Here is a 14,922-nt window from a genome sequence, read left to right as displayed (position 1 = left end):
GGCCGGTGCGGGTCGCGGAACGGGCACGGGCCGGGGCACCGGCACCGGTTCCGGCCGGGGTTCCGGCGCGGGGGCCGGCGCGGGAGCCGGGCGCGGTGCCGCCTCCGGGGCCGGCGCGGGTGCGGGCCGTGGCGGACGTCAGGCGTCGAGCACCAGCCGCTCGCGGAGCGCGAGCAGCTCGCGCGGCTCCAGGCCGAGGCCGACCGACACGTAGCGGAACAGGCTCCCGTAGGAGGTGCGGACCTGGTCCAGGGCGGTGTCCAGGTACTCCGTCCGCACCTCCTGGAGCGGCACGATCAGTTCCGGGTTCTGCATGAGCCCGCCCTGCTTCAGCCCCTCCCGGACCCGCGCGTCGTACGCGGCGCGGAAGGTGTTCGAGGCCAGGTAGTCCGCGCGGGCGGCGCTCGCGGGCACCCCGACCAGGGTCAGCAGCAGCCAGCTCGTCCAGCCGGTGCGGTCCTTGCCCGACGTGCAGTGCACCAGCAGCGGCCCCCGGCGGGGGTCGGCGAAGTCCCGCAGGGTGGTCGCGAGGGCCGCCCGGTTCGCCGGGTCGGTGACGAAGGTCCGGTACACCTCGCGCATGAACGCGGCCGCCCGCCCGCCGCCGAGCATCTCCTCCTGCCGCACCGGGTCGCGCGAGCCGATCGCGGCGAGCAACTGCCCGAAGAGGCCGTTGTCGGTGACGGGCCGGGCGACCGGGGCCGCACCGGCCGGCAGCCGGTCGGCGCCGTCGTACCCCACCTCCAGGGGGATCCGCAGGTCGACCACGGTCCCGAGACCGAGCGCGCCGAGCGTGCCCAGGTCGGCGTCGGTGAGCTTGCCGAGGTGGTCGCCCCGGTAGGCGAGGCCGTGCCGCACCCGGGCCCCGTCGTAGGTGAGGTACCCGCCGAGGTCGCGGACGTTGACCGCGCCCTGGAGCGGGATGGGGCGGATGGTGCTCGCGGACCGGGGGCCGGGGCGGGCCGTCGCGGGCGCCGGGGCGACCGCGAGCAGGGCGGTGGCACCGCCGGCGGTGAGCAGGGCGCGTCGGGACAGGGGCATGGCTGGACTCCCTTGCGGACTGACGGACGTACGGCGGCGTGCCGTACGGCTGACGGACTCGGGTGGGGCAGCCGTGGGCGGACGGGCCCGCGGAGTGTCGGGGGCACGGACCGGAGGGGGTCGCGGGCTCGGATCGGTCGCCTTCCACCAAACGCTTGTTAGGTGGCTTCCCGGGGAGGAAGGTAGCAGCCGACGGCGCCGGACGGGAGTGCCGTGCGCGTCCGGGGTGCAATGCCGTGCGCGTCCGCGGTGGAGTGCCGTACGGGTCTGCGGTGGAGTGCCGTGCGGGCCCGCCGGTGCAGTGCCGTGCGCGTCCCCGGTCGTACGGCGTGTGCGCCCCTGGGGGAGTCGGGGTCGTGGGGGAGGGGGTTAGGGTGCGTCCCCGGTGAGTCGCCTGGTCGCGGCGCGCTGGCGGTCGGTCGCGCCGGTGAGGAAGCGGGTGATGGTCTCCAGCTCCGCGGTCGTGAACTCCTCGTAGAGCTCGTGTACTTCGCGGGCCCAGTCGTCGAAGAGGGGCGCCAGTTCGGCCAGTTTCTCGGGGCGGGGCTCGACGAGGATCCGGCGCTTGTCCGTCGGGTGCTTCACCCGGCGGACGAAGCCCTTGCGTTCGAGGCGGTCGACGAGGCCGGTGACGGAGGCGGGCGCCAGGCCCGAGTGCTCGGCGAGTTCCTTGGCGGTGAGCGGGCCGTACCGTTCGAGCAGGTCGAGCGTCTTGGTCTCGGTGGCGCCCAGGTCCTGCTGGGCCGCGACGGCCGAGTGGAAGGCGACGGAGGCGGCGCTGGAGTCGCGGCCGGCGGCGGTGAGGGCGGCGACGACCTCGGCGCGTCCCTCGGTGTCCTTCTCGCTCGTGGGCATGGCGGAAGCCTAGCAAAATTCATTTAGTTCGCCCGAACGAAAGACTTGTGATCAGGGGTCGGCGTGTGCCACTTTTTATTTCGTTAGGCCGAACGAAATAAAAGGAGGAGGCCGACATGTCCGCGACCGCCACGACCGACACCACCGCCACCGGCGACCCGCACACCGTCCACCCGCGCCGCTGGGCCGCCGCCGTCGTCATGATGGTCGCCGCCCTGATGGACCTGGTCGACGTCACCATCGTCAACGTCGCCCTGCCCTCCCTCGGGCACGGGCTCGGCGCCTCCGAGAGCGCCCTCCAGTGGACCGTCTCCGCCTACCTCCTGGGCTTCGCCGCGACCCTCGTCGTCGCCGGCCGGCTCGGCGACCGGTACGGCCGCAAGGCGCTCTTCCTCGCCGGCACCGCCGGCTTCGGCCTCGCCAGCCTCGCCTGCGGCCTCGCACAGACCCCCGGCCAGCTGATCGCGGCCCGCGCCGTCCAGGGCGTGACCGCCGCCGTCCTCATGCCGCAGGTGCTCGGCTCGTTCCACAGCCTCTTCCGGGGCAAGGACCGCGGCAAGGTCTTCGGGATGTACGGGGCCGTGGCCGGCTTCGCCTCCGCGATCGGGCTGCTGCTCGGCGGCGTCCTCACCGACGCCGACCTCTTCGGGCTCGGCTGGCGCAGCGTCTTCCTCGTCAACGTGCCGGTCTCCCTCCTCACCCTCGCCGCCGCCGTCGTCCTCGTCCCGGCCACCCGCGAACCCGCCGCCGCCCAACCCCCGCTGCTCGGCAGCCTCGTCCTCGCCGCCGGACTCGTCGCCGTCGTCCTGCCGCTCGTCCAGGGCCGCACCTGGGACTGGCCGCTCTGGGGCTGGGCCCTCCTCGCCGCCGGAGCGGCCGCGGTGACCGGAGTCGCCGTACGCGGCTCGGTGCTGCCCCGACGGATCTTCACCGTCCCGGCCTTCTCGTACGGCCTCGCCGTCCAGCTCCTCTTCGCCTTCGGCATGCAGGGCTTCTTCCTGGTCCTCGCGATCTGGCTCCAGGGCGGCCAGGGCTACACCCCGACCCAGGCGGGCGTCCTGATGGCCGCCTTCTCGGCCGGAGGCTTCCTCACCGCCCCCGCCGCCGAACCGCTCGCGATCAAGCTCGGCCGGTACGTCCCCACCGCCGGCGCCCTCCTCATGGCGGCCGGCTACGGCTGGGTCTGGTACGCCATGGAGGCCGCCGCACCCGTCCACACCGGCGCCTGGCCCCTGGCCCCCGGCCTCGCCGTCGCGGGCGCCGGCCTCGGCCTCCTCGTCGTCCCCCTCGTCGGCATCGTCCTCTCGGCCGCCCCCGCCGAACTCGCCGGCGGCGCCTCGGGCGCCTTCACCACCGCCCAGCAGTTCGGCGGCGCCCTCGGAGCCGCCGCCATCGGCACCGCCTGGTTCGCCGACCTCTCCCTCAAGGCCGCCATGCCCTGGGTCCTCGCGGCCTACGCCCTGTGCGCCGCCCTGAGCCTGCGGCTCCCCCGCACGGCGGTCACCGACGGCGAGTGACGAGCCCCTCCCGGCGTCTTCCCGCCAGGAGAATCCGGCCGGGCGCGGCACCTCCTCCGGGAGACTTTCCCCCAGGGGATTCCGTCCGGGCGCGGCGCCTCCGCCGGGCGGATCCACTGGGATGACCCACCTGGAGGACCAACTCGGAGGACCAACTCGGAGGAGCCACTCGGAGGACCCACTCGGAAAACCGCCCGGACTCGACGCTATGCCGACGGCGACCAAGGCGCCGACAGCAGATCCGCGACACTGCGCCGCTCACGGCCCTCCGGCGCCTCACCGGCCGCCGTCCCCACGGCGATCATCGAGACGATCGACCAACCCGGCGCCGGATCCAGCTCCTTGGTGAGGCCCTCCAGATCGAAGGCCCGGAACTGGTGCGCGGCCAGCCCCATCGCCCGCGCCTGCACGGTCATGTGGGCGACGGCCTGGCCCAGGTCGTAGTCCGCGAACTCGGAGTAGAGCAGGTCCGTGGCGTCGACGTGGCGGCGCGCCGACGTGACGACGAGCAGCCCCGCGTCCGTCGCCCACCGGGCCGAGCTGGGCGCGAGGTGCGGGAGCACCCGCTCGTGCCCCGGCTCGCCCGGCCGGCTCGCGAAGAAGCCCCACGGCTGGGAGTTCCCCGCGGACGGCGCCCACCGCGCCGCTTCCAGCAGCAACCCCAGGGCGTCGTCGTCGACCGCTGCCGACGGGTCGAACCGGTACGGGCTGAAACGTCCCGCCAGCAGAGGATGAAGACCGTCGGCCCGTTTCGGATCACGTCGCATGCCGAGTCCAAGTCCCCACCGCACAGCCGTATTCCGGCGGGCGTTCGCGGCGGCGCGGGCCGCGAGCTCAGCCGCGCCGCGGCGTCGTCCACTCCAGGCGGGTCCTGACCCGGGGCTCGCGGACGTGCTCCAGGGCCGCGAGGGCCGTCTCGCGGGCCGCGCCGTCGGCGGCGCCGTCCGCGAGGATCGAGGAGAGCGCGTCGACGGCACGCGGATCCTGCCGGATCGCGAGCCCCCGCGCCGCCTCGGCGGCCGTCTCCGGGTCGTCGTCGCCGAGCCGTTCCGCGAGCCCCTCCCGTACGAGCGGGGTGTCGTCGGGCAGCTCCGCCAGCGCCAGCGTCGCCCAGTCCCGTACCCGGGCATCACCGTCCCGGCTCAGCGCGAGGAGCACACCGAGCGCCTCGACGTGCCCGGCGGGCACGATCCCCGCCAACGCGGCCGCCACGGCCCGCCGCACGGCGGCAACGGGATGCCCGGCCGCCGCGAGCAGTTCGGGCACGGCGGCCGGATCCGCACACGACCCCAGCGACAGGACCGCCGACAGCAGGGGCTCGCGGGCCGGGGTCACGGCCTCCGCCGCCAGCCGCCGCAGCACCGGGACCGCCTCCGGACCGAAACCCGGCAGCGCGCCGAGCACCCGCGCGCCGAACGCCCGCCGCATCGGGTCCCGGTAGGCACACCAGCCCGCCGCCGCCTCGAACGTCTCCTCGTCGGCCCGGCCCGCCAGCTCCGCCACCGCCGTCGTCCAGTCGTCGAGCTCCGGGTCGCCGCAGCGCAGCGCCCGCGCCGCCAGCTCCTCGTGCGGCGTCCGCAGACCGAGCGCCGACTCCAGCAGCGTGGAGATCGCCGCGTGACCCGTGTGCCGGTCGTCGCCCCGCCCCGGCGCCCCGTCCTCCCGCAACAGCTCCACCACCACCGTCACCCCGCCGTCCTCCCGGACCCGCCGCACCACCGCCTCGTACGTCTCCCCGCCCTCGTTCCCCGCCACCAGCCCACGCCGCAACTCCGCCGCCATGTCCACGCCGATCCACCGCCGCGCCTCCCGCAACGCCGCCTCCCGCGCCTGCGCCCCGTGCTCCAGAAGCGCCCGCACACAGCCCGTCGAACCGCGCCGCGCCGCCGCGACCAGCGGAACGAGCCCATCGGGCCCGCACCGGTCCGGATCAGCCCCGTGCTCAAGCAGCACCCTCGCCGTATCGGCGTGCCCCAGCCGCAGCGCCCAAGCCAGCGCCGTGAACCCGTACGCCTCCTCCTGGTCCGGCTCCGCCCCCGCCGCCAGCAGCGCCCGCACCACCTCGGCGTGACCCCCGCAGGCCGCCCCGCACAACGGCAGATCGCCCCCGTCCTCCCCACTGCCCCGCCCCGGGTCGGCTCCCGCCGCGAGCAACAGCCGGACGATCCCCACCTCGTCCCCCACCGCCGCCCGGTACAGCGCACTCTCCCCATCCTCCCGGTCCTCGGGCCCGGCCCCGCCCCTCAGGGCCCGCACGGCCCCGTCCTCGTCCCCGTCCCGGATGGCATCGAACAACGCGCTCATGCCTCGACCCTGACCCGCCGTCGGCGCTCGGCGCAAATCGATTCGGTCACTCGGCGGCGCCGGAGTGCGCCCGTTTCCCGGCCCGGAGGAGCCGGACGCGGCGCGGCTGTCACCGATCTGACGGCATGTCGTCGTGCGGCGGGTGCCCTGGAGGTCACCGGGCGTCCCGGGCGACCCGGGCGCCCCGGGGCGCCGTCAGGTCGCGCAGTCGAGCACGGTGCGGCACACCCGGCACCGGGCCCGGAGTGTCCGGCCTGCCGGGAGGCGCAGTCGCTGGGCGCAGACCGGGCAGGGGAAGGAGACGCCGGTGGCGGGGGCGCCGCCGTCGAAGGTGTACGGGGCGCCGGGGGACGCCCTGCCCCGGCGCCGTTCCCAGTCGTAGCGGCGGCGGTCGGCCCAGCCGGCGCGGGAGAGGGGTGGCGGGGTGCGTTCGCGGCGGGCCTCGGCTCGGCCGCGTACCCAGGCCTCGTACGCGACGGGGCTGGTGAACCAGGGGGAGGGGTCCTCGGTGAAGAGGTCGGCGCGTTTGGCGAGGACGTAGCCGAACTCCTCGGGGGTCAGGTAGCCGAGCTTCTGGCTCTCGACGCCGTCGCGACGGTAGGCGTCGAGGAGGAGCCAGCCGGCGCCGAGGTAGGTGGTGACGACGTCGGTGAGGACCTCGTTGTCGGCGGTGTCGGGGAAGCCGAGGTCGAGCCGGTGCAGCAGGACGTGGGTGATCTCGTGGGCGAGGGCGGCGCCGATGTCCCTGCGGCGGGTGCGGAAGCGGTCGTTGAGCTCCACGAAGTACTCGGGTCCGGCGGTGAGCTCGACGGTCGCCGCGTGTTCCATGGGCCGGAAGCTCACCACCATGCGCGCCTCGGGGAGCCGGAGGTGGCGGACGAGGGCGTGGGCCACCCGCTGGGCGCCGAGGTGGAGGTCCTCGTCGTCGCCGAGGGCCACGGCGGCGGCCGGCACGCTCGTCGGGTAGCGGTGCACGCCGTCGGGGGAGAGGCGCCGGTAGAGCGCGGTGAGCGCGGCCCGGACGGTGGCGCGGTGCGGGAAGCCGTGGGTGACACGGTCGGCCTCGTGGCGGTTCGGCATACCGGATTCCCCCTCTCTCCCACTGTACGTTCCCTGCACCGGTGCTGGCCGAAAAGGCTTCCTTGTGGGGGAAGTTGGGCGCTGTCCATAATCCGGACAGGCCTTGACGGGCGCATGTCACCATCCGTCAGGGGCGACCCCCCACGAGAGAAGGCAGGCACAGGCACATGAAGCAGAACCGCGTGGTTCGAACGCTCCAGAAGCTGGCCGCGGCCGGCGCCGTCGTCCTGGCGGCCGTCAGCCTCCAGCCCACCACCTCCGCCTCCGCCGCACCCGCCCCCGTCGTCGGCGGCGTCCGCGCGGCCCAGGGCGAGTTCCCCTGGATGGTCCGGCTCTCCATGGGCTGCGGCGGCTCCCTGATCACCCCTCAGGTCGTCCTCACCGCCGCCCACTGCGTGAGCGGCTCCGGCAACAACACCGGCATCACCGCCACCGCCGGCGTCGTCGACCTCCAGTCGAGCAGCGCCATCAAGGTCAAGTCGACCAAGGTCTACCAGGCACCCGGGTACAACGGCACCGGCAAGGACTGGGCCCTCATCAAGCTCGCCTCGCCGATCACCTCGCTGCCCAACCTGAAGATCGCCGAGACGACCGCGTACAACAGCGGCACCTTCACCGTGGCCGGCTGGGGCGCCACCCGCGAGGGCGGCAGCCAGCAGCGCTACCTGCGGAAGGCGACCGTCCCGTTCGTCTCGGACGCCGAATGCCAGGCCGCGTACGGCGGCTCCCTCGTCCCCGGCGAGGAGATCTGCGCCGGCTACAACGAGGGCGGGGTCGACACCTGCCAGGGTGACTCCGGCGGCCCCATGTTCCGCAAGGACAACACCGGTGCCTGGATCCAGGTGGGCATCGTGAGCTGGGGCGAGGGCTGCGCGCGGGCCGGCTACCCGGGCGTCTACACGGAGGTCTCGACCTTCGCCGCCGCCATCAAGTCGGCCGCGGCCACGCTGTAGCCCGAGACGGGAGGGCCCCGGGGCGACGACCCGCCCCGGGGCCCTCCCCTTGCCCCGGGCGGGTCGTCACCCGCCGCCCCTCAGACCGTCTCCGCCGCGGACTCCGAGGTCTCCGTCGGGACCTCCGTCGCCTGCTCCGAAGCCGAAGCCGAAGCCGAAGCCGAAGCCGGTGCCGGTGCCGGTGCCGGTGCCGAAGCCGGTGCCGAAGCCCGGGCAGACGCAGACGCAGGCGCTGTCTCGGCCTCGCCCGCCCGCACCGCCGACAGCTCCACCGACGAAGCCGACCCCTCCAGTTCCAGGACCCACACCTCGTTCGGGCCCTCGCGGAGGACCGGGCCCGGTACGAAGAGGGCGTCCTGGGGGCCGACCGCCCAGTGGCGGCCCAGGCAGAAGCCGTTCACCCAGACGAAGCCGCGGGTCGCGCCCGGCAGCCGCAGCTCGGCGTCGCCCGCCCCCGTCACCTCGATCGTCGTGCGGTAGAGACCGGGGCCGGGGGAGGCAGGACCCTCGGCGCACGGAACCTCGGCGAACGGGCCCTCGGCAGACGGAACCTCGGCGAACGGGACCTCGGTGAACGGCACCTTGTCGACCGCCCCCGCCTCGAAGGCGTCCAGGCGCAGGCCCCGGGCCCGTACGCCGTGGAGGTACTGACGCTCGTGGAGGACGCCGCCCGTGATCCCCTTCGGCTCGGCCACGCGGGGCCCGTAGTTGACCCGGCCGAGGGACTCCACCCACAGGTCCACGACGGCCGGACCCGCCACCGGCTCGGGCAGCCGCGCGTCCTCCGCGTCCAGGACGCCCGCCGGGACGCCGTCGACGTACACCGCGGCCCGGTCCCGCAGGCCCGTCACAGCCAGCGGATACGGCTGCCGGGGCCCCGGCACGGACACCCGGTAGCGGACCAGGCCCCGGTCGACGCCCAGTTCCTCGAAGGTCGGGGGCACCGGGGTCACCGACTCCGCACCGCCGAGCACCTCCAGGACACCGTCCAGCGACGCCCAGCCGGTCAAGGCACCGCGCACCGGGGCGGCCAGCCGGGGCGGGGGCTCCGGCATCGCGGGCAGCGGCCCGTCCGCGTACGCGGCGAGCACCTCGCGGAAGAGCCGGTACTTCTCCGTCGGCCGACCGGCCTCGTCGACCGGCGCGTCGTAGTCGTACGACGTCACCGTCGGCAGCAGCGCTCCGCCGTGCAGCTCACCGGACCGGTTCGCACCCGCCCAGCCCGCGAAGTTCGTCCCGCCGTGCGCCATGTACAGGTTGACCGAGGCCCCGCACTCCAGGATCTCCCGCAGCGCCGCCGCCGCGTCCGCCGCGTCCCGCACCGTGTGGTCCGTGCCCCAGTGGTCGAACCAGCCGCACCAGAACTCCATGCACATCAGCGGCCCCGACGGCTGGTGGCGCCGCAGCGCCGCGAACCCCTCCCGCGCGCCCGAACCGAAGTTCGCCGTCGCGAGCACCCCCGGCACCGAGCCGCCCGTCAGCATGTGGTCCTCGGGCCCGTCCGAGGTGAACAGCGGCACACGGACCCCGCACTCGCGCAGCAGCCCCGCCAGCCACTCCAGATAGCCCCGGTCGCTGCCGTAGCTCCCGTACTCGTTCTCGACCTGGACCAGGATCACCGGACCGCCCCGGTCGACCTGCCGCTCCACCACCTGCGGCAGCAGCCGCCGGAACCAGGCCTCCACGGGCGCCAGGAACTCCGGGTCGAGGGTCCGCACCCGCCGCCCGAGCGGCCCCGTCAACCAATGCGGCAGACCGCCGTTCTCCCACTCGGCGCAGATGTACGGCCCCGGGCGCACGATCGCCCGCATCCCCGCCCGCCGCACCGCGTCCAGGAACCGCCCGAGCGCGTCCGCGTCCGCGTACCGGCCGGGCTCCGGCTCGTGCAGGTTCCACGGCACGTACGTCTCGACGCAGTCCAGGCCCAACGCCCGCAGCATCCCGAGCCGGTGCTCCCAGTGCCCCTCGTGCACCCGGAAGTAGTGCAGCGCCCCCGAAAGCAGCCGCACCGGCCGCCCGTCGAGCAGAAAGTCCTCGTCACCCACAGCGAACGTGCTCATGGCCTCACCCTCACCCCCTGGCGGCGAGCCGGTCCATGGACAAAGATCGTCGCAGTTTGGACGTTAGGGAAGGGCCCGCGGCATGTACCACACCTGGATGCGCTACTTCACGCCCGGCCCCGTCCACCACCGGCTCGGTCTCGTCTGCCTCGGCGTCGGACTCCAGCACGGCACCCTGCCCACCGTCGGCCCCCGCACCCTCGACCACCACGTCGCCGTCGTGGTCTCCGCGGGCGGCGGCTGGTACCGGGGCTCCGACGGCCGCCGCACCACCGTCACCGCCCCCGCGCTGCTCTGGCTCACCCCCGGGATCCCGCACCACTACGGCGCCGACCCCGGCACCGGCTGGGACGAGGCCTTCGTCGACTTCTCGGGACCCGCCACCGCCACCTACACCGAACTCGGCTACATCGAACCCGACCGGCCCGTCGTACCCCTCTCCGACGCCGCCCCCGCCCGCGCCGCCATCGGCCGGATCGCCCGCGCCGCCCGCCCCGGCAACCCCCTCCTTGAGGTCGAGACCGGCGCCGCCGTCCACGAACTCCTCGTCGCCCTGCGCCGCGCCCGCGCCGACACCAACGCCGACGGCGACCCCGTCCTCGCCGCCCTCGCCCGCGACGCCTTCCAGCCCCTCGCCATCGCCGACCACGCCGCCCGGCACGGCATGACCCCCGCCGAGCTGCGCACCGCCGTCCGCCGCGCCGCCGGATGCAGCCCCAAGGACTACCTGCTCACCGTCCGCCTCGGCCGCGCCAAGGAACTCCTCGCCGCCACCGAGCTGCCCGTCGCCGCCGTCGCCCGGCGCGTCGGCTACGACGACCCCGCCTACTTCTCGCGCCTCTTCACCCGCCGGGTCGGCACCGCACCCATCCGCTTCCGCGAGCAGCAGGGGCGCTCCGTGCACGGCGGCTGGAGCGACCGCGTTCCGGATCCCGAACACCCGCCCACGATCCCCCCGAGATCCGTCTAAGCTCGCAGATCATGAGCGACACCAGCGAGATCGACCCGACCGTCACCGCCGAGCTGACCCGCCTGCGCGAGAGCATCGACAACATCGACGCGGCGGTCGTCCACATGCTCGCCGAGCGCTTCAAGTGCACCCAGCAGGTCGGCGTCCTCAAGGCCGAGCACCAGCTGCCGCCCGCCGACCCCGCCCGCGAGGCCCGCCAGATCGCGCGGCTGCGGGAACTCGCCGAGAGCGCCAAACTGGACCCGGCCTTCGCGGAGAAACTCCTCAACTTCATCATCGCCGAGGTCATCCGCCACCACGAGACGATCGCGGACGGAGCACGCTGATGGCCCGCGTCACGGTCTTCACCCTCGGAGGCACCATCTCCGCGCGCGGCGGAGACGCCGCCCGCATGACCGGCCAAGAGGTCCTGGCCGCACTGGGCGCCCCCGACGACGTCGTCCTCCGCGACTTCCGCCGCGTCCCCAGCTCCTCCGTCACCCACGAGGACCTCGCCGCACTGGCCGACGAGGTGCGCAAGACCATCGCCGACGGCTCCGGCGTGGTCGTCGTCCAGGGCACCGACACCCTGGAGGAGACCGCCTTCCTCCTCGACCTGCTCTGCACCACCGAACGGCCGATCGCCGTCACCGGCGCCATGCGCCGCCCCGACCTGCCCGGCGCCGACGGCCCCGCCAACCTCGCCGCCGCCCTCGCCGTCGCCGCCGACCCGGCCTGCCGGAACCTCGGCGTCCTCGTGGTCCTCGCCGACGAGATCCACGCCGCCCGCCTCGCCCGCAAGACCCACACCACCTCCGTCGCGACCTTCGCCTCGCCCGGCGCGGGACCGATCGGCACCGTCGTCGAGGGCGAACCCCGCCTCCTGCTCCGCCCCGCCGTCCCCGCCGCCCCGTGCCCGCTGACCTTCGACCCGGCCGTACGGGTGGCCCTCGTGACGCTCTCCCAGGGCGACCGCGGCGAACTCCTCGAAGCCGTCGACCACCGCTTCCAAGGCCTCGTCGTCGCCGCTTTCGGCGCCGGCCACGCCCCCGGCTGGCTCGTCGACCCGCTCGCCGAGCTCGCCCGCCGCATCCCGGTCGTCCTCGCCTCCCGTACAGGCGGCGGCACGACCCTCTCGCACACCTACCGCGGCCCCGGCTCCGAGTACGACCTGCTCCACCACGGACTGATCCCGGCCGGCCCCCTCGACCCGGCCAAGGCCCGCATCCTGCTCCACGTCCTGCTCTCCAGCGGCGCGGCCGGCCCCACCGGCTACGACCGCCCGCGCATCACCGCCGCCTTCGCCCACCTCAACGGCTCAGGACTCGCCTGACGGCACAGGCCGTCGACGCCGGGGATTCGCCTGAGGGCGCAATAGCGCACCACCTCTGCCCGATGCGGAAAGCATCGGGCAGCATAGGGCCCATGTCCGTACTGACGCGCGACGAAGCGCAGACCCGTGCCCAGCTCCTCGACGTCCACCACTACCGAGTGGACCTCGACCTCACCACCGGCGACGAGACCTTCCACTCACGGAGCCTCATCCGCTTCACGGCCCGCACCGCGGGGGACACCTTCGTCGAACTCAAGCCGGAGACCCTTCACTCCGCCCTCCTCGACGGCAAGCCGCTCGACATCACCACCCTCGACGGCAACCGGCTCCCGCTGAGCCTCACCGAGGGCGAGCACACCCTCCGCATCAGCACCACCATGCGGTACTCCCGCACCGGCGAGGGCATGCACCGCTTCAAGGACCCGACGGACGGCGAATCGTACGTCTACACCCAGCTCTTCATGGAGGACGTCCAGCGCGTCTTCGCCGCCTTCGACCAGCCCGACCTGAAGGCCGTCTTCGAACTGAGCGTCAAAGCCCCCGAAGGCTGGACCGTCCTGTCCAACGGCATCACCGAGCAGCAGCCCGACGGCCGCTGGCAGTCCGCGCCCACCCCGCTGCTCTCCACCTACTTCGTCTGCGTCGCCGCCGGCCCCTGGCACACCATCCGCACCGAGCACGCCGGCCTGCCCTTCGGCATCCACTGCCGCCGCTCCCTCGGCGCCCACCTCGACGCCGACGCCGAAGAGATCCTCGCCGTCACCAAGGCCTGCTACGACCGGTACCACGAGAAGTTCGACGAGCCCTACCCGTTCGACTCGTACGACCAGGCCTTCGTCCCCGAGTTCAACGCGGGCGCCATGGAGAACCCCGGACTCGTCACCTTCCGCGACGAGTTCGTCTTCCGCTCCGCCGTCACCGTCACCGAGCGGCAGACCCGCGCCATGGTCATCGCCCACGAGATGGCCCACATGTGGTTCGGCGACCTCGTCACCCTGCGCTGGTGGGACGACATCTGGCTGAACGAGTCCTTCGCCGAGTACATGGGCTTCCAGACCGTCAACGAGGCCTGCTCCGACCTCTTCCCCGACACCTGGGTCGACTTCGGCATCGCCCGCAAGGCCTGGGGATACGAGGCCGACCAGCGGCCCTCCACCCACCCCGTCGCCCCCGACCCGGAGGCCGTCCCCGACACCGCCTCCGCCCTCCTCAACTTCGACGGCATCTCCTACGCCAAGGGCGCCTCCGCCCTCCGCCAACTCGTCACCTGGCTCGGCGAGAAGGACTTCCTCGCCGGCATCAACATCCACTTCAAGCGCCACAAGTTCGGCAACGCCACCCTCGCCGACTTCATCGACAACCTCGCCGCCGCCACCGACCGCGACGTCCACGGCTGGGCCGACCAGTGGCTCCGCACGACCGGCGTCGACACCCTCACCCCCCGCCTCGACGGCGAGGGCACCAGCTGGCGGCTCACCGTCGACCGCGCGGGCAGCCGCCCGCACCGGCTCTCCGTCGGCGTCTACGACCGGGACCCCTCCGGCGACCTCGTGCTGCGCGAGCGCCGCGAGGTCGACGTGCCCCAGGAGGCACCCGCCGAGCTGACCGGCCCGCGCCCGGCCCTCGTCGTCCTCAACGACGAGGACCTCACCTACACCAAGCTCCGCTTCGACGACGTGTCCCGCGAGACGGCGCTCCGCGACCTCTCCCGCATCCCGGACGCGCTGACCCGCGCCGTGGTCTGGAACGCCCTGCGCGACATGGTCCGCGACGGCGCCCTCGCCCCCGCCGCCTACCTCGACGCCGCCGTCGCGCACCTGCCCGAAGAAAGCGAACTCGCCCTCCTCCAAGGCGTCCTCGGCTTCGCCCGCACCCAGATCGCCGACCGCTACCTGTCCGAGGCCGAGCGCCCCACCGCCCTCACCAAGATCGGCGAGATCGCCCGCGCCCTGCTGCGCCGCACCGAGGACGGCGAGTCCCCCGGCCTGCGCCTCACCGCCGTGCGCACCTGCATCGACAGCGCCACCACCCCCGACAAGATCGCGTCCTGGCTCGACGAGGGCACCGTCCACGGCGGCCCCGAACTCGACCCCGAGCTGCGCTGGCGCATCCTCGCCCGCCTCGCCGTCCTCGGCGCCACCGACGAGACCGTCATCGCCGCCGAACTGGAGCGGGACCCCAGCGCCACCGGCGAGGAAGGCGCCGCCCGCTGCCGCGCCGCCCTCCCCGACCCGGCCGCCAAGGCCGCGGCCTGGTCGGCCCTCTTCGACTCCGACGACCTGTCGAACTACCTGTTCACGGCGACCGCACAGGGCTTCTGGCAGCCCGAGCAGGCCGAACTCGTACGCGCGTACGTGCCGCGCTTCTACGCCGACGCCGCCGCCCTCGGTGCCCGCCGCGGCCCCGCCATGGCCGAGGCGGCCGGCCGCTACGCCTTCCCGTTCCACGCGGTCGACGCGGAATCACTGGCCCTCGGCGAATCCCACCTCGACGACGACGCCGTGATCCCCGCCCTGCACCGCAAGCTCGTCGACCAGCTCGACGACCTCCGCCGGGCCCTGGCGGTCCGCACCGCCTGACGCCGCCCGTCCCCGGCGCACGGCACGATGCCCGCGCGCCGGGGACGGCCGCACGGCACGGTGTCCGCGCGCCGGGGAGAGCCGCACGGCACGGTGTACGCGCGCCGGGGAGAGCCGCACAGCGTGGTGTACGCGCGCCGGGGAGAGCCGCACGGGCAACCCGTACGAGCACCCGCACGAGCACGCACGGGAGCCTCCCCCGCCCGACGGCGGCCTCCCGCCGCGGCGTTCGCGACCGCGCCGCGCCAGGT

Annotated in this window: 12 protein-coding genes; 6 read left to right on the top strand and 6 right to left on the bottom strand. The window is 74.3% G+C overall.

Translation table 11 applies throughout. The annotated features are described in order from the left end of the window. Window positions 1-138: 138 nt before the first annotated feature. Both MRBLMG1_RS36135 and MRBLMG1_RS36130 read right to left on the bottom strand, forming a co-directional pair. Entirely contained in the window at window positions 139-1,041 is a 903-nt protein-coding gene (locus MRBLMG1_RS36135) for a tyrosine-protein phosphatase (protein WP_367828391.1), read from the bottom strand. Window positions 1,042-1,410: 369 nt separating this feature from the next. Beyond that, window positions 1,411-1,896 carry a MarR family winged helix-turn-helix transcriptional regulator gene (locus MRBLMG1_RS36130; RefSeq protein WP_367828390.1) on the bottom strand — a complete coding sequence of 162 codons (486 nt, stop codon included), beginning with the start codon at window positions 1,894-1,896 and terminating at the stop codon, window positions 1,411-1,413. A 116-nt stretch (window positions 1,897-2,012) separates the two neighbouring features. Here MRBLMG1_RS36130 and MRBLMG1_RS36125 point away from each other — a divergent pair, with 116 nt between their 5' ends. After that, window positions 2,013-3,413 (top strand): MFS transporter, encoded by a 1,401-nt coding sequence (locus MRBLMG1_RS36125; RefSeq protein WP_367828389.1) that lies wholly within the window; start codon window positions 2,013-2,015, stop codon window positions 3,411-3,413. A 206-nt stretch (window positions 3,414-3,619) separates the two neighbouring features. Here the strand turns inward: MRBLMG1_RS36125 and MRBLMG1_RS36120 are convergent, their stop codons facing one another. The 3 genes from MRBLMG1_RS36120 to MRBLMG1_RS36110 form a co-directional block, all read right to left on the bottom strand. Beyond that, window positions 3,620-4,180, bottom strand: coding sequence for a nitroreductase family protein (locus tag MRBLMG1_RS36120; RefSeq protein WP_367828388.1), 561 nt, complete (start codon window positions 4,178-4,180; stop codon window positions 3,620-3,622). A 67-nt stretch (window positions 4,181-4,247) separates the two neighbouring features. Next, window positions 4,248-5,717 carry an ankyrin repeat domain-containing protein gene (locus tag MRBLMG1_RS36115; RefSeq protein WP_367828387.1) on the bottom strand — a complete coding sequence of 490 codons (1,470 nt, stop codon included), beginning with the start codon at window positions 5,715-5,717 and terminating at the stop codon, window positions 4,248-4,250. Window positions 5,718-5,912: 195 nt separating this feature from the next. After that, window positions 5,913-6,797 (bottom strand): hypothetical protein, encoded by an 885-nt coding sequence (locus MRBLMG1_RS36110; RefSeq protein WP_367828386.1) that lies wholly within the window; start codon window positions 6,795-6,797, stop codon window positions 5,913-5,915. 167 nt (window positions 6,798-6,964) lie between these two features. On the opposite strand from MRBLMG1_RS36110, the gene MRBLMG1_RS36105 reads away from it, so the two are divergent. Next, window positions 6,965-7,750 carry a S1 family peptidase gene (locus MRBLMG1_RS36105; RefSeq protein ID WP_367828385.1) on the top strand — a complete coding sequence of 262 codons (786 nt, stop codon included), beginning with the start codon at window positions 6,965-6,967 and terminating at the stop codon, window positions 7,748-7,750. Between the two features lie 80 nt (window positions 7,751-7,830). On the opposite strand, the gene MRBLMG1_RS36100 is transcribed toward MRBLMG1_RS36105, so the two are convergent. Beyond that, entirely contained in the window at window positions 7,831-9,810 is a 1,980-nt protein-coding gene (locus MRBLMG1_RS36100; protein ID WP_367828384.1) for a glycoside hydrolase family 35 protein, read from the bottom strand. Window positions 9,811-9,892: 82 nt separating this feature from the next. Here MRBLMG1_RS36100 and MRBLMG1_RS36095 point away from each other — a divergent pair, with 82 nt between their 5' ends. From MRBLMG1_RS36095 to pepN, 4 genes are all read left to right on the top strand, one after another. Beyond that, window positions 9,893-10,780 (top strand): AraC family transcriptional regulator, encoded by an 888-nt coding sequence (locus MRBLMG1_RS36095; RefSeq protein WP_367828383.1) that lies wholly within the window; start codon window positions 9,893-9,895, stop codon window positions 10,778-10,780. An 11-nt stretch (window positions 10,781-10,791) separates the two neighbouring features. Next, window positions 10,792-11,106: a chorismate mutase gene (locus MRBLMG1_RS36090; RefSeq protein ID WP_017238715.1), complete on the top strand. Its 315-nt coding sequence runs from the start codon at window positions 10,792-10,794 to the stop codon at window positions 11,104-11,106. After that, window positions 11,106-12,092 carry an asparaginase gene (locus MRBLMG1_RS36085; protein ID WP_367828382.1) on the top strand — a complete coding sequence of 329 codons (987 nt, stop codon included), beginning with the start codon at window positions 11,106-11,108 and terminating at the stop codon, window positions 12,090-12,092. The genes MRBLMG1_RS36090 and MRBLMG1_RS36085 overlap by 1 nt, the downstream gene beginning before the upstream one ends. A 92-nt stretch (window positions 12,093-12,184) precedes the next feature. Continuing rightward, window positions 12,185-14,671: an aminopeptidase N gene (gene pepN, locus MRBLMG1_RS36080; protein ID WP_367828381.1), complete on the top strand. Its 2,487-nt coding sequence runs from the start codon at window positions 12,185-12,187 to the stop codon at window positions 14,669-14,671. Window positions 14,672-14,922: the final 251 nt, after the last annotated feature.

The sequence above is a fragment of the Streptomyces sp. LMG1-1-1.1 genome (genome assembly GCF_040815545.1).
Taxonomy (GTDB): Bacteria; Actinomycetota; Actinomycetes; order Streptomycetales; family Streptomycetaceae; genus Streptomyces.
Note: the sequence above shows the minus strand (reverse complement) of the source record. Positions and strands in the feature narration are given on the sequence as shown.